The sequence below is a fragment of the Bradyrhizobium yuanmingense genome, assembly GCF_029167105.1.
GTDB lineage: Bacteria > Pseudomonadota > Alphaproteobacteria > Rhizobiales > Xanthobacteraceae > Bradyrhizobium > Bradyrhizobium yuanmingense_A.
This window is the reverse complement of sequence record NZ_JARFML010000048.1, coordinates 19,286-45,183: the sequence shown is the minus strand read 5'-3', so window position 1 is coordinate 45,183 and position 25,898 is coordinate 19,286. Positions and strand designations below refer to the sequence as shown.

Here is a 25,898-nt window from a genome sequence, read left to right as displayed (position 1 = left end):
CGCGGGGGCATCTTCCGGGCGATCAGCGCCCATTCGGCATCGGTCAGATCGCTTGCGTAACGCAGTCCACTGCGCTGATACTTGATACGAGCGGCTTTGGTCCACGGCATGGTGTCCTCCCTCGAATCTTTGCAAATCCGAAGGAATCACAAGCCCGCTAAAGCCGCTCACCTTTTTCGGTCAGGCTCTGAGGAGCGGCCGTCGGGCCGCGTCTCGAAGGGTGGCCGCGGGTTTGCAGCGGGGCCTTCATGGTTCGAGACGCGCGTAAGAACGCGCTCTTCACCATGAGGAATAATCAGCGCTGCCTCGGGTCGAGCGCGTCGCGCAGGCCGTCACCGAGCAGGTTCAGCGACAGCACGACGAGGAAGATCGCAAGGCCCGGCCAGATTGCCATCCAGGGCGCCTGGGTCAGGAAGCGTTGTGCCGCGTTGAGCATGCTGCCCCAGGACGGCGCCGGAGGCTGCTGGCCGAGACCGAGAAAGGAGAGGGCGGCCTCGGCGATGATCGCCGCAGCGATCGAGAGCGTCGCCTGCACCAGCAGCGCCGGCAGGATGTTCGGCAGGATGTGCGAGAGCGCGATCCGCCACGGCGGATTGCCGAGCGCGCGCGCGGCCTCGACATAGTCTTCGGCCTTGACGACGAGCACCTGGCCGCGGGTCAGGCGGATGAAGATCGGCGCCGCCGAGATGCCGATCGCAATCATGGCATTGCCGAGGCTCGGGCCGAGGAATGCGGCGAGCGCGATTGCCAGGATCAGGAACGGGCAGGCCAGCATCGCATCGGTGATGCGGCTGATCAGCGCGTCGGTGAAGCCGCCGCGGTAGCCGGCAAGGAGACCGAGCGGCACACCGATGCCGAGCGCGATCGCAACCGAGATCAGGCCTGCGAGCAGCGAGGCGCGCGCGCCGTAGACGACGCGGCTGAGGATGTCGCGGCCGAGCTCATCGGTGCCGAACCAGTGGGACGGGGTCGGCGGCTTGCGCACCAGGCTCCAGCTCGTCGCGATGGGATCATAGGGCAGGATGAGCGGGGCGAGCACGGCAAGGACGATGAATGTCGTGAGCACGACGAGCCCGAACACCGCCGCCTTGCGCTTGAACAGCCGCCGAAGCGCGCGGCGGGCCGGGCTATCCAGCTGGTCGGCTTTCATGAGGGGGCGCGGCAGCGCGGCGTCGATCATGGATCAGCCCCGAAGCCGCGGATTGACGAGGATATAGGCGATGTCAGCCACGAGATTCAGCGTGATGTAGACCGTGGCCGTGACCAGGACGACGCCCTGCACCACGGCATAATCGCGGTTGAATACGGCATCCACGATCAGCTTGCCGAAGCCCGGAATGGAGAAAATCTGCTCGGTCAGGACCGCGCCGGAGAGCAGCGTGCCGAGCTCGAGCGCGCCGAGCGTGATGACGGGCGTCAGCGCATTGCGCATGGCGTGCTTGAGGATCACCGTGCGCTCCAACAGTCCTTTGGCGCGCGCGGTGCGCACGTAGTCGCTTTCCAGCACCTGAAGCATGGCGCTGCGCGTATGCCGCATGAGGATCGCGGCGATCGCATTGCCGAGCACGAAGGCCGGCATGATGGTGACGGCCAAGCTCGCGCGCCAGTTCTCGGTGAGCGGCACGTAGCCTGATGCCGGGAGCCATCCAAGCTCGATCGAGAACAGGAAGATCAGCATGATCCCGAGCCAGAAGTTCGGAGTCGAGATGCCCCACAGCGCAAACAGGTTCGCGCCGTAGTCCCAGGCTGAACCTTTCTTCACGGCGGCGACGATGCCCGCGGGAATGCCGATCAGCAGCGCGATCAGGATCGCCATCGAGCCGAGCTGCAGCGTCACCGGCAGCTTCTGCGCGATCAGCTCGCGCACCGGCATCTTGTTGCGCAGCGACTCGCCGAAATCGCCCGAGAGCACGCCCTTGATCCAGTAGGCGTACTGCACCGGGACGGGCTGATCGAGCCGGTACTGGCGGCGGATCTGCTCGATCACGGCGGGATCGCGCTCCTCGCCCGCCATCACCAACGCGGGGTCACCCGGCAGCAATTGCTGCAGCGAGAAGATCAGCACCGAGACGAAGAACAGCGTCGGCACGATCTGCACAAGACGGCGGGCGAGGAAGTTCAGCATCCTCTCGTGTTCACTTCAGCTTGAGGCCGATCACGCGGACGAGGCCGTCGGGCATCTGCCTGTAACCTTCCAGCTTGGTCGTGTGCGCGATGATAATGCGGCGGTGGTACAGGTAGAGCAGCGGCTCCTCCTCCTGAACCAGCTTGGCCAGGACCTCGTAGCTCGCCTTGCGCTTGGCCGGATCCGTGACGAGCCGCGCCTCCTCCAGCGCCTTGTCGGCTTGCGGATTGTTCCACCCGCCATAGTTCTGCGGCGCGCCGTTGTGCAGGAACACGAAGGTGTTGCCGTCGGGATCGACGCGGCCGCTCCAGGCGAGCATGTAGGCCTGATAGTCGCCCGTCTCCGCCTGCTTCAACCCGGTCGCGAATTCGGTGAGGCGAATCTTCATGTCGAATCCGGCTTCCGCCGCCATCGACTGGATCACCTGCGCCGGCGTCTCGGTCTCCGCGCCCTTGGGCACCAGGAAGTCGACGCTGACCGGCGGCGTCACGCCGGCCTCCTTCAGCAGCGCCTTGGCCTTCTCGACATTGCGCGGACGGACTGGAAGCGATTTCTGATAATAGGGATGATTAGGGTTGACCCATTGATTGCCGACCTGAAACTCGCCGTTGAACACGACCTGGTTGATCGCCTCACGGTCGATGGCGAAGTCGAGTGCCTGCCGCACCTTGGCGGATTGGCTGAGCGGGCCCTTGGCCTTGTCCTTGCCGATGTTGAGCGTGATGCCCTGATAGCCGAGCTCGATGGCGGTCGCGACCTTCAGCCGCGAGTCGGCGCGCACCTCCTTGAGATCGGTGGCGAGCACGCGCTCGATCAGATCGAGGCCGCCGGATTTCAGGTTTGCGAGCCGCACGGTGGCATCGACGATCGGCTGGAACACGATCTTGTCGATGAAAACGTTGTCCTTGTTCCAGTAGTCGGCGAATTTCTCGAACACGATGCGGTCCTGCTGCACGCGCTCGACGAACTTGTAGGGGCCGGCGCAGACCGGGCGCAAGCCGAACTTGTCGCCGGCCTCCTTGGCCGCCTTCGGCGACATCATCATTCCGGCGCGGTCGGTGAGCTGAGCGAGCAGGGGCGAGAACGGCGACTTCAGCACCAGCTTGATCGTGAGGGGATCGACGATTTCGACGTGATCGACCGAGGCGAGCTCCGGTTTGCGGAACGAGCCGGGGAACGTCAGATGTCGCTCCAGCGAGAATTTTGCGGCCTCGGCATCGAACGGCTCACCGTCGTGGAATTTCACGCCGGGCCGCAGCTTGATGACCAGCGCCTTGCCGTCGTCGGCGGTTTCGCTCGAGAGCGCCAGCTGCGGCACGATGTTGAGCTTCTCGTCGATGTCGAACAGCTTGTCGCAGAAGGAGGAGAACACGATGCGGCCGACATAGGTGCGCGCCATCGTGGGGTCGAGGATATCGGGGTCCTCGGCGAGGCCGATGCGCAACGTGGTCTGGGCTTGCGCGGCTTCAATCGACACCAGAACAGCGGCGGCCGTTGCGGCCAGGCGAAACATCTTCATCGGATAATCCCCATTGCTTCGGCTACATCGTTGTAGAAGTGGTACCTTGTCTAACAACCCCTGCGGGGTTCCCGCCTTCCGTCTTTCGGCTGAAGGCCGCGACCAGTTTTGCAAGCGCCGGCGAAAACCCGCCGGCGGTGGGTAGGATGGCGTCGGCAGACGGCAGCTCCGCGGTGCGGTGACAGGCAGTGGCGTGGCCCGTGCGATCGGCCAGGAGCGCAGGCGCCTCATTGCGGCAGCGCTCGATCACGAACGGGCAGCGGGTGTGGAAGCGGCAGCCGCTGGGCGGATTGAGCGCGCTCGGGATTTCGCCCTCCAGCAGCACCGTCGTTCGTTTTGCCTTCGGCTGCGGCAGGGGGATCGCGGACAGCAGCGCGCGGCTGTAGGGATGGCGCGGCGCGGCGAACAGCGCGTCGGCTTCGGCCGTCTCGACGATCTGGCCGAGATTCATCACCGCGACGTGGTCGGCGATGTGCTTGACCACGGCGAGGTCGTGCGAGACGAAGATGTAGGCGAGGCCGAGCCGGTCCTGAAGCTCGCGCAAGAGATTGAGGATCTGCGAGCGGATTGAGACGTCGAGCGCCGAGACCGGCTCGTCGCAGATGATCAGCTTCGGCTCGACCGCGAGCGCGCGGGCGATGGCGATGCGCTGGCGCTGGCCGCCGGAGAATTCATGCGGATAGCGGCGGGCGAGGCGCGGCTCCAGCCCGACCAGCCGCAGCAGTTCGGCGACGCGCCCGGCTCGCCGCGCCGGCGGCACCAGATCGTGCAGCGCCAGCGGCTCGGTCAGGATCTGGCCGACTGTCATGCGCGGATTGAGCGAGGCGTAGGGATCCTGGAAGATGATCTGCGCCTCGCGGCGGAAGGCGCGCAAGGCCCCGGCGTCGAGCGCGAGCAGGTCGCGGCCGTCGAAGCGGATCATGCCCGCATCCGGCTCGATCAGCCGCAGCACCAGGCGGCTGACGGTGGACTTGCCGCAGCCGGATTCGCCGACCAGGGCCAGCGTCTTGCCGGCCTGCAGCGAGAAGGACACGCCATCGACCGCCTTGACGTGCGCCAGCGCGCGGCCGAGCAGCGAACGCTGGGCGACGAAATGCTTGACCAGGCCGTTGACTTCGAGGAGCGCCATCACGACACCAGCAATTCGAGCGGCGTGCGGATGCAGCGCGAGAGATGGCCAACGCTGACTTCGACCAGCGGCGGCGGCGCCCTGGTGCAGGCGTCGAGCACGAAGGGACAACGCGGGGCGAAGCGGCAACCGGCGGGCGGCTGCGCCATGTTCGGCACCATGCCTTCGATCGTCGCAAGCTGCTCGGCGCGGTGGTCGAGCCGCGGGATCGAGCCGAGCAGGCCGACCGTGTAGGGATGCTGCGGCGCGGAGAACAATTCATCGACCGGCGCGCGCTCGACGATCTCGCCGGCATACATCACCGCGACCTCGTCGCAGACCTCGGCGACGACGCCGAGATCGTGGGTGATCAGGATGATCGCGGCGCCGCTCGCGGCCTTCAGCTCGCGCATCAGCTCAAGGATCTGGGCCTGCAGGGTGACGTCGAGTGCGGTGGTCGGCTCGTCCGCGATCAGCAGCCGCGGGTCGCAGGCGAGTGCCATCGCGATCATGACGCGCTGGCGCATGCCGCCGGAGAGCTTGTGCGGGTAGTCGTCGATGCGACGCTCGGGGGAAGGGATATGGACGCGGCGCAACAGCTCGATCGCGCGCTCGCGCGCGCTCTTCCGAGAGCCGCCCCGGTGACGCAGGATTGTCTCGATGATCTGGTCGCCGATCGTGAAGCTCGGATTGAGCGAGGTCATCGGCTCCTGGAAGATCATCGCCAGCCGGTTGCCGCGCAGATCGCGCAGCGTCTGGTCCGGCGTGGTCAGCAGGTCGAAACCGTCGAAGCGGATCGCGCCGGATATTTCCGCGCTCTGCTTCGGCAGCAGGCCCATGATCGCCAGCGACGTCACGCTCTTGCCGCAGCCGGATTCACCGACGAGGCCGAGCGTCGCGCCATTGGCGACGCTGAGATCGACGCTGTCGACCGCGTGGGTGATGCGGCCGTCGTCGCCATGAAAGCGGATACGGAGGTCCCTGATCTCGATGAGGGGGCTGGCGCTCATGATCGTCTCGCGCGCGCCGCTTCGATGCTGGCGTCGATGACGCTGCGATCGGTGTTGCCGGCCGGGTTCTGCCGCGTCGGCATGGACGGGCGGAAATGCACCCAGAGCTCGTGGCTGACGCGCTCGAGCCGTTCGAGCTCACCGATCGGATCGGGATGGTCGTCGGCGCGAATGTCCAGCGCTGGCCATTCCTCCTCGCCGTGGATCACGAGCGCGGACGACTGCTTGCCGCGCTTGTCGCCGCCGGCGGCTTCGCCGGCGCGCATCGCCGCGAGCAGGCGGCGCGGGAACGGCAGGCTGTCGCTGGCGATATAGGTCTTTGCGGTCTCGTCGAGCACGTCGGCCCCGGCGAGCATGTTGCCGGCGATCGAGAAGCCGCTGCCGGCAATGTGACCGCACCAATCGACGCAGTCGCGCCCGGTATGCGCGGCGATTGCGCCGCTGGCATCCATGATATGGACCTGTCGGCTCTCGCGGCCGTCATCGGCCGCCAGCAGCGTGGCGAGCACGTCGTGGGCGTTGAGGCCCTCACGCAACAGCTTGACGCCGTCGATGCCGTAATAGGGATTGACGAAGGCCTGCGTCGCGATGGCGCCGAGGCCGGCGGCGATGTAGGGCACGCGCGCGCCGACGGCGAAGAAGCGGGTCGCAACCGCGATGCCGAACTGGCCGGTGGCAGGATCGCGCGCGATGATAGACCAGGTCATGTGCTGCTTTCAGCGTCCCGCCGCGTAGCCCTGCATGCCGCGCGGATTGGCGGCGGCGCGTCGGCGCGGACCCACGCGTGAGGCCGCGGTGAGGCGTCCTTCGGACCAGTCGGGGCCGACCTCGACGATATGTCCGCGCTCGCGCAGGTTCTCGATGGTTGCCTTCGGCACGCGGTTCTCGACCACGAGCACCCCGGGACGCGCGGTGCGAGGCCAGAACGAGATCGGGAAATGCTCGGAATGCCAGGCCGGCGCGTCGATCGCTTCCTGGAGATTGAGGTTGCAATGGACGTGGCGCAGGAAGAATTGCGTGATCCACTGGTCCTGCTGGTCGCCGCCGGGCGAGCCCCAGGCGAGGTAGGGCTCGCCATCGCGCAGCGCCATGGTCGGAGAGAGGGTGGTGCGCGGCCGCTTGCCCGGCGCGAGCGCGGCGGGATGACCTTCCTCCAGCCAGAACATCTGGGCGCGGCTGCCGAGGCAAAAGCCGAGCTCGGGAATGATCGGCGAGGATTGCAGCCAGCCGCCCGACGGCGTCGACGACACCATGTTGCCGTCCCTGTCGATGATGTCGAAATGCACGGTGTCGCCGCGCACCTCGCCGAAGCGGCCCACGGTCGGCTCGCCGGCGCCGAGCGCGCCGACCGCCTCGCGCTGGCCCTCGGCGCGACGCAGCTTGACGACGCCGCCGAAGCCTTCGACCGAGCCCGGAACGAAATCGAGCGAAGCCTTGTCGGTGACGAGCTTGCGGCGCTCGTCGTTGTAGGTATCCGACAGCAGCGTTTCGATCGGGATCTCGTTGAACTTGGGATCGCCGTAGAATTTTTCGCGATCAGCAAAGGCGAGCTTGGCGCATTCGATCTGGAGATGGATGAACTCCGGCCCGGTCGGATCGAGTCCGTCGAGCGCGAAGCCCTTGAGCAGCGCGAGCTGCTGCAGCGTCACCGGCCCCTGGCTCCAGACGCCGGCCTTGCAGACGGTGTAGCGGCCGTAATCATAGGTGAGTGGCGCTTCGACCGTCGGCTGCCAGCGCGCCATGTCGTCGGCGGAGAGCACGCCGCGATGCGGCGAGCCGCTGACGTCCATCACCTCCTCCGTCCGGCAGAACTTGTCGATGGCTTCCGCGACGAAGCCTTGCGACCAGGCTTTGCGCGCGCGCTCGATCTCGGCATCGCGGCCGCCGCCGCCGCTTTCCGCCTCGCTCAGGATCCGGGCGTAGGTCGCAGCCAGCGTCTTGTTGGTGAACAGCGTGCCCGGCTTCGGCACTTCACCGTTCGGGAGGTAGACCGCGGCGGACGTCGGCCAGTGCTTGAGGAACAACTGCTCGACGGTCTGGATCGTGGCGCAGGCGCGCTCGACCAGCGGATAGCCGTCGCGGGCATAGGAGATCGCGGGCTCCAGCACGTCGCGCACGCGCATCGTGCCGTAGTCGCGCAGCAGCATCATCCAGGATTCGAAGGTGCCGGGAACGCAGGCGGCGAGCAGACCCGTGCCCGGCACCATGTCGAGGCCTTCGCTTCTGTAATGTGCGATGGTGGCTCGCGTCGGCGCCGGGCCCTGGCCGCAGATCACCTCGGTGCGGCCACGCTTGACGTCATGAACGATGATCGGGACATCGCCGCCGGGACCGTTCAGATGCGGCTCGACCACCTGGAGCGTGAAGGCGGTGGCAACGCCGGCATCGAAGGCATTGCCGCCCTTTTCCAGGTTGGCCATGCCCACGGCCGTCGCAATCCAGTGCGTCGAGGCGACGACCCCGAACGTGCCCTCGATCTCGGGCCTCGTCGTGAACGGATCGGGATTGATATTGCTGCCCATGGGACTTCACCACCTTATTTCCGGCGCGTGCAATTGATCACAGCCGATGCCGCGCCGCCAATGCGCAGGCCGCATGGCACGCGCGCGTCACGCCGGGACCGGCGCGGTGTTGACCGCATGGCAGGCGACGCCGTCGATCAATTCCGGCGTCTCCTTGCGGCAGAGATCGAACGCCAGCGGGCACCGCGGATTGAAGGCGCAGCCGGAGGGCGGGTTGATCGGGTTCGGGATCTCGCCCTTGACCGGAATGCGCTGGCGGCCGCTCATGGCAAGATCAGGCACGGCGCCGAGCAGCATCTTGGTGTAAGGCATGCGCGGATTGGCGAACAGCGCGCGTCCGTCCGCGATCTCGACGATGCGGCCGAGATACATCACGCCGACGCGGCTCGCCATGTGGCGCACCACGGCGAGGTTGTGGCTGATGAACATGTAGGTCAGGCCGAGCTTGTCCTGGAGGTCGCGCATCAGGTTCAGGATCTGCGCCTGCACGGAGACGTCGAGCGCCGAGGTCGGCTCGTCGCAGACGATGAATTCGGCGTCGGAGGCGAGCGCGCGCGCGATCGCGATGCGCTGGCGTTGGCCGCCGGAGAATTCGTGCGGATATTTCAGCCGGTCGTCCGGATGCAGGCCGACGAGGCTGAGCAGCTCGCCGACGCGAGCCTGGATGTCGCGCTCGCCCTGGATCAGGTCGAAGGCACGGATCGGCTCGGAGATGATGGCATCGACCCGGAAGCGCGGGTTCAGGCTCGCATAGGGGTCCTGGAAGATCATCTGGATGCGCCGGCGCAGCTTCCGCCGCGCTGGCGCCTGCCGCGGGTCGGTCATCGAGATGCCGTCGATCAGCACGTCGCCGGCGCTTGGCGGCAGCAGGCCGACGACCATGCGCGCCACGGTGGTCTTGCCGGAGCCGGACTCGCCAACCAGGGCAAACGTCTCACCCTTCCTGATGTCGAAGGTGACGTGATCGACCGCCTTGAGATATTCGAGATGTCCGCCTTCGAGCACGCGGTTGAGCCAGGGTTTCGAGACGTCGAAGACGCGGCGCAGGTTTGTGGCCTGGACGAAGGGAGCGCTCATACCACGCTCTCCGCCGGCACGTCGTCATAGAGGTGGCAGGCCACCGATTGCGTGCCGCGCGGCAGCGGCTCCGGCCGCTCGACACGGCAACGATCGAAGGCGAAGGCGCAGCGCGGATTGAACGAGCAGCCGCGCGGAATCGCCGACAGGCGCGGCATCGAGCCCGGGATCTGCACCAGGCGCTTGTCCTCGCCCGCAAGCGTCGGGATCGCGCCCATCAGGCCCTTGGCATAAGGATGCAGCGGATTCTTCACGACGTCCTGCACCGGGCCGATCTCGGCGACACGGCCGGCATACATCACGGCGACGCGGTCCGAGGTCTCGGCGATCACGCCCATGTCGTGCGTCACCAGCATCACCGCGGTGCCGTGGTCGCGCCCGAGGCGCTTGATCAACGAGATGATCTGCGCCTGCACGGAGACGTCGAGCGCGGTGGTCGGCTCGTCGGCGATGATCAGCTCCGGCTCGGCACAGATCGCGAGCGCAATCACGACGCGCTGGCGCATGCCACCGGAAAACTCGTGGGGATAGCCGTCGATGCGCTTTTCCGGCGCGGGAATGCCGACCTCGGCGAGCAGATCGATGGCACGGCGGCGGGCGGCCTGTTCGGACAGATTGAGGTGGGTTCGGATCGTCTCCACGATCTGGTCGCCGACCTTGTAGAGCGGATTGAGCGATGTCAGCGGATCCTGGAAGATCATGCCGATGCGCTTGCCCCTGATACGGCGCAACTCCTCTGGCGGCAGATTGTCGATGCGCAGGCCCGCGAGACGAATCTCGCCGCCGGCAATGCGGCCGGGCGGATCGATCAGGCCGATCACCGCGAGGCCGGTGACGGACTTGCCGGCTCCGGACTCGCCGACGACGCCGAGCACCTCGCCTTTGGCGATGTCGAAGGAGACGCCGTCGATGGCGCGCAGCGTGCCGCGGCGGGAGGCAAACTCCACGTGAAGATCGCGTACGGAAAGGACGGGTTCGGTCATGGAAGAGGCGTATTCATCGAAGCTTCGGATTGAGCGCGTCGCGCAGCCAGTCGCCGAGCAGATTGATCGACAGGATCAGCGCCGCGAGCGCGAGCCCCGGGAAGGCGACGATCCACCATTCGCCGGCGAACAGATAGTTGTTGCCGATGCGGATCAGCGTGCCGAGCGAGGGCATGGTATCGGGCAGGCCGACGCCAAGGAAGGACAGCGTCGCCTCGGTAATGATGGCGAGCGCGAGGTTGATGGTGGCGATGACCAGGATCGGGCCCATCGTGTTCGGCAGCACGTGCCGCAGCATGATCTTGGGCGCGGGCAGGCCGATCAGTTGCGCGGCGGCCACGTAGTCCTTGTTCTTCTCGACCATCACGGAGCTGCGCACGGTCCGGGCATAGCCCACCCAGAAGCTCAGGCCGATCGAGATCACCAGCACCACCAGCATGCTGGTGGCGTCCAGTCGGTTGCCGAGGATCGATTTCGCGATGCCGTTGACCAGGAGCGCGATCAGGATGGCAGGGAAGGTGAGTTGCACGTCGGCGATCCGCATGATCACCCCGTCGACTGCGCCGCCGAAATAGCCGGCGATCAGGCCGAGCGCGATGCCGAGCGCGCCGGCGAAGATCACGCCGGCGACGCCCACGGCGAGCGAGATGCGCATGCCGTAGAGAATGGCAGAGAACACATCGCGGCCCTGCTCGTCGGTGCCGAGCAGGAACGGGCTCTGGCCGTCCGCAGTCCACAGCGGTGAAATCCGCGAATTCATCAATTGCAGCTGTGCCGGATCGAACGGGTTCTGCACCGCGAGCACGGATGCAAAGATCGCAAGCAGGAAGAACAGGACCGTGATGGCCGCAGCCACCATGGTGAGCTTGGAGCGGCGGAACGAATAGAACAAGTCGCTGTCGAGCGTGCGGCTGAACCAGCCATGGGCGGCCTGCACCGGCTGCGCGCTTGGCTTGTCGGAACTGGAGACGACGGCGTCGGACATGCAGGCTGCCTTATGAGGCGCGACCGACGGTCGAGCGCAGGCGCGGATCGACCACGGTATAGAGAATGTCGACCACCAGATTGATGGTGACGAAGATCAGTGAAACCATCAGCAGGTAGGCGGCCATGATCGGAATGTCGACGTTTTGCACGGCCTGGACGAACAGAAGCCCCATGCCCGGCCATTGGAACACGGTTTCGGTGATGATCGAAAATGCAATAACCGAGCCAAACTGAAGCCCGGCCACGGTGATCACCGGAATCAGCGTGTTCCGCAGCGCGTGGCCGAAATGGATGGCGCGCGTGGTCAGCCCCCTGGCGCGGGCAAAGCGGATATAGTCGGTCCGCAACACTTCCAGCATTTCCGCGCGCACCAGCCGCATGATCAGGGTCATCTGGAACAGGCCGAGCGTTATCGAGGGCATGATCAGTGCCTTCAGTCCCGACACCGTGAGCAGGCCCGTCGTCCACCAGCCGAGCTTGACCACCTCGCCGCGACCGAACGAGGGCAACCAGCCCAACGTCACTGCGAACAGATAGATCAGGAGAATGCCGATCAGGAAGGTCGGCAGCGAGATGCCGATCAGCGAGACCGCCTGGAAGAGTTTGGCCAGAACGGTATCACGCTTGAGCGCCGAATAGACGCCCATCAGGATGCCGAACACCATTGCAAACACGGTCGCACAGATCGCAAGTTCCAGCGTCGCGGGCATGCGCTCCATCAACAGCGTCGCGACCGGCTGGCGGAACTGGTAGGAGACGCCGAACTTGAATTGCGCCGCATCGGCGAAATAGCGCACGAACTGCACCGGCACGGGGTCATCGAGGCCGAGCGACTTGCGCACGATCGCGCGTTCGGCGGCCGAGGTGTCGATCGAGACGATCTGGTTGACGGGGTCGCCGGCGAAGCGGAACATCGAGAACGCGATGATGCCGACGGCGAACATGACGCCGATGGCCTGAACGGCGCGGCGAAGCGTGAAAGCGAGCATGCCTTCCACTGTCCTTGGGTGAGCGTACGGCCGACGTCCTTGGCGGCCGGAAAAGAAAAGGTCCCGGAAGGCGGATGCCGCCGGGACCTCGTGTTCAACCGATCCTATTCCTTCTTGGTTGCCCAGTGGAACATGACGAGATTGTCGGCGCGCTGCGGCAGGTTCACCTTCTTCGATACGCCCCAGGCCAGCGCCTGCTGGTGCAGCGGGATGTAGGACCAGTCCTTCATGCCGATTTCGTAGGCTTGCTTGATCAGCTGGTTGCGCTTGGCGGTGTCGGTTTCGACCAGCACCTTGTCGGTGATGGCATCGAACTCCTTGTTGCAATAACCGCCGAGATTGGCCTCGCCGCGCGAGGATTTCGCATCGTCGCGGCAGCCCATGATGTCGTAGAGCACGTTGTGGGAGTCCATCGTGCTCGGGGTCCAGCCTAGCAGGTAGAACGAGGTCTGGTAGCCGCCCTGCTTCAGCACCTTGGCGAAGTACTGCGCCTTCGGTTGCGCCAGGAGATTGATCTTGACGCCGATACGGGCGAGCATGCCGACCACGGCCTGGCAGATCGCGGCATCGTTGACGTAGCGATCGTTCGGGCAGTCCATGGTGACCTCGAAGCCGTCGGGGTAACCGGCTTCGGTCAGCAGCTTCTTGGCGCCGTCGGGATCGAATTTCGGCCGCGTGAACTCCTTGGACAGCACGAACAGTTCCGGCGCGATCATTAGCGCCGACGGCGTCGACAGCCCGCGCATCACGCGCGTCTTGATCAGCTCGATGTCGATCGCCTTGTAGAAGGCCTCGCGGACGCGGGCGTCCTTGAACGGGTTCTTGCCCTTGATGTTGGAATAGAGCAGCTCATCGCGCATCTGGTCGAAGCCGAGGAAGATGGTGCGCAGCTCCGGTCCCTTCAGCACCTGGGCGTTCGGGCTGGAATCGACGCGGGAGATGTCCTGGATCGGAACCGGCTCGATGACGTCGACTTCGCCCGAGAGCAGCGCGGCGACGCGGGTGGCGTCGGAAGCGATCGGAGTGAAGATGATCTCCTTGAGATTGCCCTCGACCTTGCCCCAGTAATTAGGATTGGCCTTGAACACCGTCTTCACGCCGGGCTGATGGCTTTCAATGATGAAGGGACCGGTGCCGTTCTCGTTCAGCGAGGCATAGCTCGGCGTGGTCGCCGCCACCGGCGTCGGATCGACGACGTTGTTCTCCTCGGCCCATTTCTTGTTCATGATGTACCAGACATCCCACGCGTTATGCAGAATGGGATTTGGCGAGGGCAGGACGAAGTCGACGGTGTAGTCATCGACCTTGACCACCTTGACGTCCGGCGCAAGGCGAGTCTGCATGTTCGACCCCTTCTTGCGGACGCGATCGGCCGAGAACACCACGTCGTCGGCGGTGAAGGGGTTGCCGTTGTGGAATTTCACGCCCTTGCGCAAATGGAAGCGCCAGCGCGTCGGCTCCGGGGTTTCCCAGCTTTCCGCCAGTGCCGGAATGATCTTGAGGTCCTTGTCGCGCGCCGTGAGGCCCTGATAGACGTGGCCGAGATGAGCGTGGGTGGTGCTTTCGTTCAGGGTATAGGGATCGAGCGACTTCAGGTCACCCTGGTTGGCATATCGTAGCGTCTGGCTCGATGCTGGCGAGACCGCCAACGCGAGCGTACCGGCGAGCGCCGCCGCAAACAGACTTTGACCGACTGACATTCTTGACCCTCTCCACACTGCCGCGCCGGTGATTTTTGATTGTTCGGCGGGGCTGACTGATCCATGTTGCCCAGAGTTCTCGACCCGTGCAAGCGTCATTCCAGCAAGGAACGCGCCAAGTTGCGCCGCTGTGCAGCAATGCTGCCCGGCAATCCCCGGGCAGGCCGGCGAGCTTCTGCGCGGGGCGCGGGCCGACAATTTGATTGACCATACCCGTCGATTGGGGAAGCTGGTCCAGCGGCTTCCCCTCAGGTCGCTTGCCTTGCAGACCTTCTCGCGGTGATACTCCGACAGGCCGCTCGAATCTCATCCGGAGGGGACATGAAGGTTAACATCGAAATCGACTGCACCCCCCTCGAAGCTCGCCAGTTCTTCGGTCTGCCTGACGTGGGGCCGATGCAGACGGCGGTGATGGACAAGCTGCAGCAGCAGGTTCTCAGCAACATTGAGAAGGTCTCGCCGGAATCGCTGATCCAGAGCTGGTTCACCTTCGATCCCAAGATCGCCGAGCGGTTTCAGGACATGTTCGTCGCGATGGCCGGTCTCGGCGGCCCGCGCAGCGGCGACAAGAAAAAATAGTGTCGCCCGAGCCGGACGGGGCGCTGCAAGAAGGCCGGCTTCGTCCGCCGGGTCTCGGCCTGCTGCTCGCCGAAGCCCGTGGGCTGTTCGAGTTGAATGCGAGCCTCTTGCTGTCGCCGCTCCTGATGCGGGCGCCGCGGGGCGACGGCCATCCGGTGCTGGCGCTGCCGGGCTTTCTCGCCAGCGACCTCTCGATGGTGCCGATACGGCGCTATCTCAGCGAGCTCGGTTATGCGGCGCATGCCTGGCGGATGGGCCGCAATCTCGGCGGGCTCGGGCGAATGCGGGATTCGCTGCGCAGCCGCTTGGCCGAGATCCATGCCGCCACGGGACGCAAGGTCAGCCTGGTCGGTTGGAGTCTCGGCGGCGTCTATGCGCGCGATCTCGCGCTTTGGGCGCCGGACAAGGTCCGCTACGTCGTCACGCTCGGCAGCCCTTTCGCCAACGATGTGCGGGCGACCCACGCGACGCGGCTCTATGAGACGCTATCCGGCGAGAAGGTGGAGGACTTTGCGGAAGCGCGCGAGGCGATTGCGGGCGATCTGCCGGTGCCGGCAACGTCGATCTATTCGCGCGCCGACGGCGTCGTGAACTGGCGGACCTGTCTGCTGCGCCCCTCCGAGCGTGCCGAGAATATCGAGGTGCACCTGGCGAGCCATATTGGGCTCGGCGTGAACCCGGCGGTGCTGTGGGCCGTGGCGGATCGCCTGGCGCAACCGGAGGGAGTCTTCCGGCCATTTGACCGGGCGGGGCCGTTTGCCATTGCATATGCCCGGCCGGACCGGGCAGTATCGGCCTGACGAGAAGCGCCGCCAAGGCGCCCGTCGAATACTCGGGAGGGAACCATGGCTGACGGTAAGAAGCTGTCGTCGCTTGACGCGTCGTTTCTCTATCTGGAAACACCGGAGATGCCGATGCATGTCGGCAGCATGGCGATCTTCCGCCTGCCTGACGACTACAAGGGCGATTTCTTCGAAGACTTCAAGGCGATGATCGTCTCGCGCCTGCATATCGCGCCGATTCTCAAGGCGCGGCTGGAGAAGGCGCCGCTCGACATCGATCATCCCTCCTGGGTCGAGGACGACCAGTTCGACATCGACCGCCACATCTTCCGCGCCAGCCTGCCGCAGCCGCGCGACCGCGCCACGCTCGAGCGCATCGTCGGCTGGATGCATGCCAAGCTGCTCAACCGCGCGCGCCCGCTCTGGGAATTCTACGTGTTCGAGGGCATGAAGGACAACGAGGTCGGGCTCTATTCCAAAATGCACCATGCCGCGATCGATGGCGGCGCCGGGGCGGCGCTGACCAACATGATCTACGACATCTCGCCGATCCCGCGGAAGGTCGATCCGCCGACGGCGGGCAGCAAGCCAGGGCAGGAGCCGCGCGACATCGCCGCCAACCTGCTCGATTCCTATCAGCAACTGTTCAGCCAGCCGCTGGAGGCTTCGCAAGCGGCGAAGAACCTGCAGCTGCCGCGCACCGGCAAGAGCGATATCGGCTCGATCCTGTTCGACAACGCTATGTACCAGATCGAGAGCGCGGTGCGCTTCGCCGGCAACATCCCGACCGTGCTCAAGAGCGTCTCCGACGTGCTCGGCAAGATCGCCGATCCGAAGTCGCGCGAGAGCCTTGCCAGCATGGTGTCGCCGCCGACCATGCTCAACAAGACGATCTCCTCGGAGCGGAGCTTTGCCGGCGTATCGATCCCGCTGTCGCGGGCCAAGGCGCTGGCCAAGCAGGCCGGCGGCAAGCTCAACGACGTGGTGCTGGCGCTCGCCTCCGGCGTCGTCCGCCGCTATCTCCTGCGATATGGCACGCTGCCGGCGAAATCCCTGACCGCAGCGGTGCCGATCTCGCTTCGGGAGGAGGGCAACACCGAGGCCAACAACCAGGTGTTCGGCATGATCTGCTCGATCGCCACCAACATCGAGGATCCCAAGGCGCGGCTGGAAGCGATCATCGCGCAATCGACCAAGTCCAAGGAGATGTCGCATCCTTTGCGGGCCTTGATGCCGCAGGTCTCCAACATCTCGATGCTGGGCGCGCCGATCATGGTGCAGATTTTGGCGCTGCTCTATAGCCGCTCGAACCTCTCCGACGTGCTGCCGCCCGCGGCCAACATCACCGTGTCCAACGTGCCCGGGCCGCGGCAGACGCTCTATGCCGCCGGTGCCGAGCTCTTGCACATCTTCCCGGTGTCTATCTCGACCCACGGGCAGGCACTCAACATCACCGTGCAGAGCTATCGCGACCAGCTCGATTTCGGCTTTATCGTCGGTGCCAACATCATCCCGCATGTGCAGGTGATGTGCGACATGCTGCCCGAGGAGTTCGCCGCGCTGGAGGCGGCCTACACGCCGCCTGCCACCGATATCAAGGGCGCTGCGGAGTAAGGAATTAGCAATGATGGAAATGCCGCCGCTCAAGTTCGCGACGACGAACGGAATCCGCATGGGCTTCTACGAGGCGGGCCCGGCCGATGACAAGCCGCCGGTCGTGCTGTGCCACGGCTGGCCCGAACTCGCCTTCTCCTGGCGCCACCAGATCAAGGCCCTGAGCGCAGCCGGCATCCGGGTGATCGCGCCCGACCAGCGCGGCTACGGCGCGACCGACCGGCCCGAGCCGGTCGAAGCCTATGACATGGAGCACTTGACCGGCGATCTCGTCGGTCTGCTCGATCATCTCGGGATCGACAAGGCGATCTTCGTCGGTCACGACTGGGGCGGCTTCGTCGTCTGGCAGATGCCGTTGCGGCATCCTTCGCGCGTCGCCGGCGTCGTCGGCGTCAACACGCCGCATTGGGACCGCGCGCCGATCGACCCGATCGCGCTGTTCCGCCAGCGTTTTGGCGACCAGATGTACATCGTCCAGTTCCAGGACCCCGCGCGCGGACCGGACAAGATATTCAGCAGCCGTGTCGAGCAGACCTTTGACGCCTTCATGCGCAAGCCGGCCGCGCGCCCTCCGGGTGCGCCTCAGGAACAGCCGATTGCTGGCATTGGTGCTTCGCCCCGCATCAACCTGGCGTTCCCGCAGATGATCGCGAATTACGACGCCAGACATGATCCGCGCACGCCGATCCTGTCGGCTGACGAGAAGAAGGTGTTCGTCGACACGTTCACGAAGACCGGCTTCACCGGCGGCATCAACTGGTACCGCAACTTCACCCGCAACTGGGAGCGCGCGAAGGGGCTGGACCACCACATCCACGTGCCCTCGTTGATGATCATGGCCGAGAACGATGCGGTGCTGCCGCCCTCGGCGGCCGACGGCATGGAGAAGCTGATCGATGACCTCGAGAAGTATCTGGTGAAGGACAGCGGCCATTGGACGCAGCAGGAGAAGCCGGAAGAGGTCAGCGCCAAGCTGATCGAATGGCGGAGAAGGCGGTTCGGCTGACGACGCAGTCGTTAGTGTATGAGACGTCATTGCGGGGCGCCCGAAGGGCGAACCCGGAATGACGGCAAGGGGGAACGTAGTCAAATGTCATCCAAGAACCGTCTGGACCCGATCCCGCAGCCGGCGACCAAGCCGGTAGTCGGCAACATGCTGTCGCTGGACGCGGCCGCTCCCGTGCAGCACCTGACGCGGCTTGCCAAGGAGCTCGGTCCGATCTTCTGGCTCGACATGATGGGCTCGCCGATCGTCGTCGTCTCCGGCCACGATCTCGTCGACGAGCTCTCGGACGAGAAGCGGTTCGACAAGACGGTGCGCGGCGCGCTGCGGCGCGTGCGTGCGGTCGGCGGTGACGGCCTGTTCACCGCCGACACCCGCGAGCCGAACTGGAGCAAGGCGCACAACATTCTGCTGCAGCCCTTCGGCAACCGCGCCATGCAGTCCTATCACCCGAGCATGGTCGATATCGCCGAGCAGCTTGTCCAGAAATGGGAGCGGCTCAACGCCGACGACGAGATTGACGTCGTTCACGACATGACCGCGCTGACGCTGGATACGATCGGCCTGTGCGGCTTCGACTACCGCTTCAACTCGTTCTACCGGCGCGACTACCATCCTTTCGTCGAGTCGCTGGTGCGCTCGCTCGAAACCATCATGATGACGCGCGGCCTGCCGTTCGAGCAGCTCTGGATGCAGAAGCGGCGGAAGACGCTGGCCCAAGACGTCGCCTTCATGAACAAGATGGTCGACGAGATCATCGCCGAGCGGCGCAAGAGCGCGGAAGGCATTGACGACAAGAAGGACATGCTCGCCGCGATGATGACCGGCATCGACCGTTCCACCGGCGAGCAGCTCGACGACGTCAATATCCGCTACCAGATCAACACCTTCCTGATCGCAGGGCACGAGACCACCAGCGGCCTGTTGTCCTACACGCTCTATGCGCTGCTCAAGCACCCGGAGATTCTCAAGAAGGCCTATGACGAGGTCGACCGCGTCTTCGGCCCCGACGTCAACGCCAAGCCGACCTATCAGCAGGTGACGCAGCTCACCTACATCACGCAGATCCTGAAAGAGGCGCTGCGGCTGTGGCCGCCGGCGCCGGCCTATGGCATCTCGCCGCTGAACGACGAGACCATCGGCGGCGGCAGGTACAAGCTCAGGAAAGGAACGTTCGTCACCATCCTGGTGACGGCGCTGCATCGCGATCCCACCGTGTGGGGGCCGAACCCCGATGCGTTCGACCCCGAGAATTTCAGCCGCGAGGCGGAAGCGAAGCGGCCGATCAATGCCTGGAAGCCGTTCGGCAACGGCCAGCGCGCCTGCATCGGCCGCGGCTTCGCCATGCACGAGGCAGCGCTCGCGCTCGGCATGATCCTGCAGCGCTTCAAGCTGATCGACTACCAGCGCTACCAGATGCATCTGAAGGAGACGCTGACCATCAAGCCGGAGGGCTTCAAGATCAAGGTGCGGCCGCGCGCCGATCGCGAGCGCGGCGCCTATGGCGGGCCCGTTGCGGCTGCGTCCTCGGCGCCAAAGGCGCAGCGTCAGCCCACCACGCGGCCCGGTCACAACACGCCAATGCTGGTGCTCTACGGCTCCAATCTCGGTACCGCCGAGGAGCTCGCAACGCGCATGGCCGATCTTGCCGAGATCAACGGTTTTGCCGTGCATCTCGGCCCGCTCGACGACTATGTCGGCAAGCTGCCGCAGGAGGGCGGGGTGCTGATCATCTGCGCCTCCTATAACGGCGCGCCGCCGGACAATGCGACGCAGTTCGTCAAATGGCTCGGTGAGGATCTGCCGAAGGATGCCTTCGCCGGTGTGCGCTACGCCGTGTTCGGCTGCGGCAACAGCGACTGGGCCGCGACCTATCAATCGGTGCCGCGCTTCATCGACGAGCAATTGTCCAAGCATGGTGCGCGCGCGGTCTATCCGCGCGGCGAGGGCGATGCGCGCAGCGATCTCGACGGCCAGTTCCAGAAATGGTTCCCCGCCGCCGCGCAAGTCGCGACCAAGGAGTTCGGCATCGACTGGAATTTCACCCGCACCGCCGAGGACGATCCGCTCTATGCGATCGAGCCGGTCGCGGTGACCGCCGTCAACACCATCGTCGCTCAGGGCGGTGCAGTGGCGATGAAGGTGCTGGTCAATGACGAGCTCCAGAACAAGTCCGGCGCGAATTCTTCCGAGCGCTCGACGCGCCACATCGAGGTGCAGCTGCCGGCCAACCTCAGCTACCGCGTCGGCGATCACCTCAGCGTCGTTCCGCGCAACGATCCTACGCTGGTTGATTCGATTGCCCGCCGCTTCGGCTTTTTGCCGGCCGATCAGATCAGGCTCCAGGTGGCCGAAGGCCGGCGCGCGCAATTGCCGGTCGGCGCGGCCGTGTCGGTCGGTCGTCTGCTCAGCGAGTTCGTCGAGCTGCAGCAGGTCGCGACCCGCAAGCAGATCCAGATCATGGCCGAGCACACCCGCTGCCCCGTCACCAAGCCGAAGCTGCTGGCCTTCGTCGGCGAGGAGGCGGAACCGCTCGAGCGCTATCGCAGTGAGATCCTCGCCAAGCGCAAATCGGTGTTCGACCTGCTGCTCGAATATCCGGCTTGCGAACTACCGTTCCACGTCTATCTCGAGATGCTCTCGCTGCTGGCGCCGCGCTATTACTCGATCTCGTCCTCGCCGTCGGTCGACCCGGCGCGTTGCAGCGTCACGGTCGGCGTCGTCGAAGGTCCGGCTGCCTCCGGCCGCGGCACCTACAAGGGCATCTGCTCGAACTATCTCGCCAACCGGCGGGCGGGCGATACGATCTATGCCACCGTGCGCGAGACCAAGGCGGGCTTTCGCCTGCCGGATGATCCATCCGTGCCGATCATCATGATCGGTCCGGGCACTGGACTTGCGCCGTTCCGCGGCTTTCTCCAGGAGCGCGCCGCGCGCAAGGCGAAGGGGGCCACGCTCGGCCCGGCGATGCTGTTCTTCGGCTGCCGCCATCCCGACCAGGATTTTCTCTACGCGGAGGAGCTGAAGGCGCTGGCGGCGAGCGGCATCACCGAGCTGTTCACGGCATTCTCGCGCGCGGACGGGCCGAAGACCTATGTGCAGCACGTGCTCGCGGCGCAGAAGGACAAGGTCTGGCCGCTGATCGAGCGGGGCGCGATCGTCTATGTGTGCGGCGATGGCGCGAAGATGGAGCCGGACGTGAAGGCCGCGCTCGTCGCGATCCACCGCGAGAAGAGCGGCAGCGATGCCGCGGCAGGCGCGCGCTGGATCGAGGAAATGGGCGCGAACAACCGCTATGTGCTGGACGTCTGGGCGGGCGGGTGATTGCCCATCAGTTCGTGCTAAAGCACTCCCATGATTCCCTGGGAAAAGATCGACACCGCCAAAATCCCCGGTTCCACGGAGGAGCTCCGCCTGATGCGGCGGGGCAAGGAGTTCTCGATCAAGCTCGGCACTAACGAGCTGATGAACAGCCGCCTGTCGGGGTCGGAAGCGGCGCTGGCAACTCTTGCCGCGAAGCAGATCGAGAAGGTCGCAAAGCCCATCGTTCTCATCGGCGGTCTCGGCATGGGCTTTACGCTACGTGCTGCGCTGGCTGTGCTCGGAGCCCAGGCGAAGATCGTCGTCGCCGAGTTGGTCCCATCGGTCGTCGCCTGGGCGCGAGGCCCGATGGCCGAGGTCTTTGGCGATAGTCTCGACGATGCCAGGGTGAGCATTCGCGAGATCGATGTTGGTGAAATCATCCGGGCGAAGCGTTCGGCCTTCGACGCCATCCTGCTCGACGTCGACAACGGGCCCGAAGGGCTGACCCGGAAGGGCAATGACGCGCTTTACGATGCGAGCGGCCTCTCGTCGGCGAGGACGGCGCTGCGGCCGGGAGGCGTGCTGGCCGTCTGGTCGTCGGGACCCAATCCGCCGTTCACCGGGCGTCTCAAGCGCGGCGGCTTCGAGGTCAACGAAGTCAACGTTCGCGCCACCGGCAGGGGCGGCGGCGCGCGCCACGTGATCTGGATCGCGCGCAAGGGCTAGGCTGCGCCTCCGGGCTAGAACATCGTGTTGTCGTTCGCGGGATTTTCCGGAATCTCCTGAATGACGTCCCAATGCTCGACGATCTTGCCGTTCTCGAGCTTGAAGATGTCGACGATCGCGCGGCCCCTGGTGCCGGGCTCGCGAACGGAGTGGACGTGCAGGATGACGAAGTCGCCCTCCGCGAAGCTGCGCTTGATCTCACTGCGTGAGTTCGGAAACTTCTCGCGCAGGAAGCCGATGAACTTCCGGAAGCCGTCCGGGCCATCGGGAGCGGTTGGATTGTGCTGGACGTAACGGTTGCCGACATAGGCGAGCGCGGCGTCGGCGTCCTTCTGGTTGAGGCCCTTCTCGTAGAAGGCCAGCACGGTTTGGCGGTTGGCTTCTTCCTGCGCGCTGGCGGCCATCGCGGCGCCGCCGGCGAGAGACAACATGAGAATGGAAGCGGCCATTGCCGCGGACCGGATGATGAAATTCATGTGAGCTCCGAGAGGCCGCAGCCTCGGTTTGGCGTCTGAGACGGCTTGTATAGCGCTCATCGGAACCCCCGTTAAGACAGGCACCGGCAGCTCACATGGTCACCGCGAGGACACCGGCCGACTAAGCCGCCTGCGCCGCCGCGCCATGCGCGTGCTTGTCGATCGCGTCGATGATCTCCGGCCAGAAGCGCATCGGGAGCGCGTGGCCCATGCCTTCGATCATCAGCAGCTTTGCGTTCGGGATCGACGCGGCCGTGTCCTTGCCGCCTTCGGGGCGGACCAGCGGATCCACGGTACCGTGGATCACGAGTGTCGGAACCTTCACGGCGTGCAGCCGCTCCTTGCGGCTGCCGGAGGCAAGCACGGCGCGGAGCTGGCGGCCGACGCCGGCCGGATTGAGCCCGCGCGCGAACACACGCTCGGCGCGGCCGGGGTCGAGCGCTTCCTCTTCCGGGAAGTGCCCGGCGCGCAGCACCTTCCAGGTCTGGCCGTAGCGGAGGATGAACTCCTCCTTGCTGCGCGGCGGCGGCGCCATCAGCACCGCGGCGGCCTCGCGCGTCGGTGGCGGCACGCGCGGATTGCCCGTCGTCGACATGATCGAGGTCAGCGAGCGCACACGGTGCGGAAACGACAACGTCACCTCCTGCGCGATCATGCCGCCCATGGACGCCCCGACGAGATGCGCCGACTTGATGCCGAGCGCATCCATCAGCCCGACCGTGTCCTTGGCCATGTCGATCAGCTTGTAGGTGGCGGCCACGGGGATCCGCAACAAGCGCAGCTTCAGCAGCTCGAACGGCGTCAGGCGCTTGCCGCCGGTGAGATGGCTCGACTTGCCGATGTCGCGGTTATCGAAACGGATCACGCGAAAGCCGCGTGCGGCGAGCTGCTCGCAGAACGCATCGTCCCAATGGATCATCTGCGCGCCGAGGCCCATGATCAGCAGCAGCGGCTCGGCATTGTCGTTGCCGAAGATCTCGTAGCAGATGTCGATGCCGTTGGCGCGAACGGTCTGGGGCGGCTGATGGGCGGTCACGGGATCCCTCCTGCTGACCGCTGCTGTATCGCACGGTTTCGTTCCGCGAAGAAGCGGCGTGTCCGATGCTGCGCCGGCTGCTTGCCGGTTGACCGGCACCGCGCAACGGTGTGGTATGGCGGGACAAGAAGGGTGCAAAGCCCTCCGCATTTGGGAGGACGCCGATGACCGACAAGATCACCGATCCGGTCGCCTTGTGGCAGAAGATGGTTGGCGAAATGGAGAAGGGTTTCAACTCCTTCGCGACCAAGGCGATGGAGACGCCCGAATTCTCGCAGGCCATGAACCGCGCAGGCGGCGTTGCTGCAGGTGCTCAGAAGCAATTCGGCGATCTCATGGAGAGATACCTGCTTGCGATGAATCTGCCGAGCCGCGAGCAGATGACCGGCATCGCCGAACGCCTCCAGTCAATCGAAGGCCAGCTCGGCGAGATCAAGTCGATGCTGAGCCAGATGTCGGCCAATTCCGGCGCGCAGCATTCCGGCGCCGCGCCGCGGCCGCCGCGCACCAAGCGTCCGCCGTCCGAAGGCGGAGAGCAAAAATGAACGCGCCGGCGGGACTTGATCTTGCGTCGATCCCGGAGCGCATCCAGTCCGAGGTGCAGCGCGCGATACAGCGCAGCATCAAGGGCGTCGAATATTTCTCGACCTCGGGCCCTTCGCTCGGCTCGACGCCAAAGGACGTGCTGCACTCGCGCGGAACCATGAGCCTCTATCACTACCGGCCGATGTCGGACGAGATCTACCGCGTGCCGGTGCTGATCGTGATGGCGACCACCAACCGCGGCTACATCCTCGATCTCGTGCCCGGCCAGAGCTTCATCGAGTTCCTGCTGAAACGCGGCTACGACGTCTACATGCTGGACTGGAGCGCGCCGCGGCCGGAGGAGAAGAGTCTGCGCATGGAGGACTATGTCCTCGACTTCATCCCGGATTGCGTCCGCCGCGTGCAGGCCGATTCCGGCGAGCAGGACGTCTCCGTCATCGGCTATTGCTTTGGCGGCGTGCTGTCGCTGCTCTACGGCTCGATTCACAAGGACGGGCCGATGAAGAACCTGATCTGCTTCACGACGCCGATCGATTTCCGCGAGATGAAGCTGTTCTCGAACTTCTCCGACCGCCGCTATTTCGACGTCGACCACCTCGTCGACAGCGTGGGCAACGTGCCGCCGGAGATGATCCTGTCCTCGTTCGAGATGCTGCGCCCGGCCTCGCGTACGGTGAGCCAGATCCAGCTCTGGGAAAACATCTGGAACGACGAGTTCGTGAAGTCGTACCGCATGTTCGACCGCTGGGCGACCGACACGCTGCCGCTCGCAGGCGAATATTTCCGCACCATCACCAAGGACCTGATGTGGGACAACAAGCTGTTCGATGGCACCATGTCAGTCGGCGGCCGTGCGGCCAAGCTCGAGAACATCACCGTGCCGATCCTGCATGCGGTCGCCGAGCACGATCACATCGTGCCCTATGAGGCCGCCAAGCACCTGATCCCAAAGGTCGGCTCGACCGACAAGGAAGAGGTGATCCTGAAGGGCGGTCACGTCTCACTGGTCGCCGGCGCCAACGCGGTGAAGCGGCTGTGGCCGAAACTGGATTCCTGGCTGGGAAAGAGATCGACATGAGTGAGCAGCGTTCCTATCCGCGCCACGTCACAACCGACGCCGGCGCCATCGAGATCCGTCTGATGTCGTCCGCCGACGAGGCTGCGGTGCTGGCTTTTGGCAAGGGCCTGCCGACCCACGATTTGTTGTTCCTGCCGCGCAACATCAGCGAGCCGAAGGTGCTGTCGGCCTGGGTCAAGGAGATCGAGCGCGGAGCGATTCAGAGCCTGCTTGCGGTGAGAGACGGCAGGGTCGTTGGTTGCGGCACGCTGGTGCGCGATCCCCATTCCTGGTCGCCCCATGTCGGTGAGATCCGCATGGTGGTTTCGCCCGAGGTCCGAGGCAAGGGTGTAGGCAAGGCGCTGTCGCAGGAGACCTTTGCGCTCGCGCTCGGAGCGGGCCTGGAAAAGCTCTCGGTCCAGATGACGGTGGATCAGCAGGCGGCCATCGCCCTGTTCGAGAGCCTCGGCTTCAAGGCCGAGGCCCTGCTGCGGGACCATGTCCGGGACGTCGACGGCAAGACCCACGACATCGTCGTGCTCGGCCATAACATCGCGCAGGTCCAGGCTCAGATGGAGGCCTATGGGCTGCCCGGCGCTGTCCAGCACTAGCAGTCCGATATTGGGACCGGATCGGGCCCGTTCTTGTGCCCCTATGGCTACAGAGGCATCACGATGCCTCTCGCGAGGGCTGTTCACGATTTCGTGATATCGCATTGCAATACGAATATTGCACTGCACAATTAACCGTGCCATA

23 protein-coding genes and 1 pseudogene are annotated in these 25,898 nt (G+C 65.2%); 9 read left to right on the top strand and 15 right to left on the bottom strand.

Annotation, left to right across the window (positions count from 1 at the left end):
• From P0R31_RS36865 to P0R31_RS36805, 13 genes and pseudogenes are all read right to left on the bottom strand, one after another.
• Nucleotides 1–110 (bottom strand): annotated as a pseudogene (locus P0R31_RS36865) (IS5/IS1182 family transposase); the annotation flags it as partial.
• A gap of 185 nt (nt 111–295) precedes the next feature.
• On the bottom strand, nt 296–1,180 hold the full coding sequence (locus P0R31_RS36860; protein WP_275519860.1) for an ABC transporter permease: 885 nt from the start codon (nt 1,178–1,180) through the stop codon (nt 296–298).
• Nucleotides 1,181–1,183: 3 nt separating this feature from the next.
• The gene (locus tag P0R31_RS36855; protein WP_025034874.1) at nt 1,184–2,125 is read right to left on the bottom strand and encodes an ABC transporter permease; all 942 of its coding nucleotides are present in this window, start codon (nt 2,123–2,125) and stop codon (nt 1,184–1,186) included.
• A 10-nt stretch (nt 2,126–2,135) separates the two neighbouring features.
• Nucleotides 2,136–3,644, bottom strand: coding sequence for an ABC transporter substrate-binding protein (locus tag P0R31_RS36850; protein ID WP_275519858.1), 1,509 nt, complete (start codon nt 3,642–3,644; stop codon nt 2,136–2,138).
• Nucleotides 3,645–3,666: 22 nt separating this feature from the next.
• Nucleotides 3,667–4,773: an ABC transporter ATP-binding protein gene (locus P0R31_RS36845; RefSeq protein ID WP_275519856.1), complete on the bottom strand. Its 1,107-nt coding sequence runs from the start codon at nt 4,771–4,773 to the stop codon at nt 3,667–3,669.
• Nucleotides 4,773–5,762: an ABC transporter ATP-binding protein gene (locus tag P0R31_RS36840; RefSeq protein WP_275519854.1), complete on the bottom strand. Its 990-nt coding sequence runs from the start codon at nt 5,760–5,762 to the stop codon at nt 4,773–4,775. Before P0R31_RS36840 ends, P0R31_RS36845 begins: the two co-directional genes overlap by 1 nt.
• Entirely contained in the window at nt 5,759–6,469 is a 711-nt protein-coding gene (locus P0R31_RS36835; protein WP_275519852.1) for a DUF1028 domain-containing protein, read from the bottom strand. Before P0R31_RS36835 ends, P0R31_RS36840 begins: the two co-directional genes overlap by 4 nt.
• 9 nt (nt 6,470–6,478) lie before the next feature.
• Nucleotides 6,479–8,284 (bottom strand): gamma-glutamyltransferase family protein, encoded by a 1,806-nt coding sequence (locus P0R31_RS36830; protein WP_275519850.1) that lies wholly within the window; start codon nt 8,282–8,284, stop codon nt 6,479–6,481.
• Nucleotides 8,285–8,371: 87 nt separating this feature from the next.
• Nucleotides 8,372–9,361 carry an ABC transporter ATP-binding protein gene (locus P0R31_RS36825; RefSeq protein ID WP_275519848.1) on the bottom strand — a complete coding sequence of 330 codons (990 nt, stop codon included), beginning with the start codon at nt 9,359–9,361 and terminating at the stop codon, nt 8,372–8,374.
• The gene (locus tag P0R31_RS36820; protein ID WP_275519846.1) at nt 9,358–10,344 is read right to left on the bottom strand and encodes an ABC transporter ATP-binding protein; all 987 of its coding nucleotides are present in this window, start codon (nt 10,342–10,344) and stop codon (nt 9,358–9,360) included. The genes P0R31_RS36825 and P0R31_RS36820 overlap by 4 nt, the downstream gene beginning before the upstream one ends.
• A 13-nt stretch (nt 10,345–10,357) precedes the next feature.
• A complete protein-coding gene (locus tag P0R31_RS36815) occupies nt 10,358–11,329 on the bottom strand; it encodes an ABC transporter permease (protein ID WP_275519844.1) in 972 nt (323 codons plus the stop codon).
• Nucleotides 11,330–11,339: 10 nt separating this feature from the next.
• Nucleotides 11,340–12,320, bottom strand: coding sequence for an ABC transporter permease (locus P0R31_RS36810; RefSeq protein WP_275519842.1), 981 nt, complete (start codon nt 12,318–12,320; stop codon nt 11,340–11,342).
• Between the two features lie 104 nt (nt 12,321–12,424).
• A complete protein-coding gene (locus P0R31_RS36805) occupies nt 12,425–14,020 on the bottom strand; it encodes an ABC transporter substrate-binding protein (protein WP_275519840.1) in 1,596 nt (531 codons plus the stop codon).
• A 321-nt stretch (nt 14,021–14,341) separates the two neighbouring features.
• Between P0R31_RS36805 and P0R31_RS36800 the strand changes: the two genes are divergently transcribed.
• The 6 genes from P0R31_RS36800 to P0R31_RS36775 all read left to right on the top strand — a co-directional run bounded on the left by P0R31_RS36800 (nt 14,342) and on the right by P0R31_RS36775 (nt 22,027).
• Nucleotides 14,342–14,599, top strand: a complete 258-nt coding sequence (locus tag P0R31_RS36800) for a DUF6489 family protein (protein WP_172784021.1) — start codon at nt 14,342–14,344, stop codon at nt 14,597–14,599.
• Nucleotides 14,599–15,399, top strand: coding sequence for an esterase/lipase family protein (locus tag P0R31_RS36795; RefSeq protein ID WP_275519838.1), 801 nt, complete (start codon nt 14,599–14,601; stop codon nt 15,397–15,399). Before P0R31_RS36800 ends, P0R31_RS36795 begins: the two co-directional genes overlap by 1 nt.
• Nucleotides 15,400–15,444: 45 nt before the next feature.
• Entirely contained in the window at nt 15,445–16,995 is a 1,551-nt protein-coding gene (locus P0R31_RS36790; RefSeq protein ID WP_275508969.1) for a WS/DGAT/MGAT family O-acyltransferase, read from the top strand.
• Nucleotides 16,996–17,005: 10 nt separating this feature from the next.
• Entirely contained in the window at nt 17,006–18,001 is a 996-nt protein-coding gene (locus P0R31_RS36785; protein WP_275519836.1) for an alpha/beta fold hydrolase, read from the top strand.
• 84 nt (nt 18,002–18,085) lie between these two features.
• Nucleotides 18,086–21,322, top strand: a complete 3,237-nt coding sequence (locus tag P0R31_RS36780) for a bifunctional cytochrome P450/NADPH--P450 reductase (protein ID WP_275519834.1) — start codon at nt 18,086–18,088, stop codon at nt 21,320–21,322.
• A 30-nt stretch (nt 21,323–21,352) separates the two neighbouring features.
• Nucleotides 21,353–22,027, top strand: a complete 675-nt coding sequence (locus P0R31_RS36775; RefSeq protein ID WP_275519832.1) for a spermidine synthase — start codon at nt 21,353–21,355, stop codon at nt 22,025–22,027.
• Nucleotides 22,028–22,041: 14 nt separating this feature from the next.
• On the opposite strand, the gene P0R31_RS36770 is transcribed toward P0R31_RS36775, so the two are convergent.
• Together P0R31_RS36770 and P0R31_RS36765 are read right to left on the bottom strand one after the other, a co-directional pair.
• Nucleotides 22,042–22,503 carry a nuclear transport factor 2 family protein gene (locus tag P0R31_RS36770; protein ID WP_275519830.1) on the bottom strand — a complete coding sequence of 154 codons (462 nt, stop codon included), beginning with the start codon at nt 22,501–22,503 and terminating at the stop codon, nt 22,042–22,044.
• A gap of 121 nt (nt 22,504–22,624) precedes the next feature.
• Complete coding sequence (locus tag P0R31_RS36765) at nt 22,625–23,539, bottom strand: alpha/beta fold hydrolase (protein WP_275519828.1); 915 nt, start codon at nt 23,537–23,539, stop codon at nt 22,625–22,627.
• 164 nt (nt 23,540–23,703) lie between these two features.
• On the opposite strand from P0R31_RS36765, the gene P0R31_RS36760 reads away from it, so the two are divergent.
• From P0R31_RS36760 to P0R31_RS36750, 3 genes are read left to right on the top strand one after another with little or no spacing between them, the layout of a single operon-like run.
• A complete protein-coding gene (locus tag P0R31_RS36760) occupies nt 23,704–24,084 on the top strand; it encodes a hypothetical protein (protein ID WP_275519826.1) in 381 nt (126 codons plus the stop codon).
• Complete coding sequence (locus P0R31_RS36755) at nt 24,081–25,163, top strand: PHA/PHB synthase family protein (RefSeq protein ID WP_275519824.1); 1,083 nt, start codon at nt 24,081–24,083, stop codon at nt 25,161–25,163. Before P0R31_RS36760 ends, P0R31_RS36755 begins: the two co-directional genes overlap by 4 nt.
• A complete protein-coding gene (locus P0R31_RS36750) occupies nt 25,160–25,753 on the top strand; it encodes a GNAT family N-acetyltransferase (protein WP_275519822.1) in 594 nt (197 codons plus the stop codon). Before P0R31_RS36755 ends, P0R31_RS36750 begins: the two co-directional genes overlap by 4 nt.
• Nucleotides 25,754–25,898: the final 145 nt, after the last annotated feature.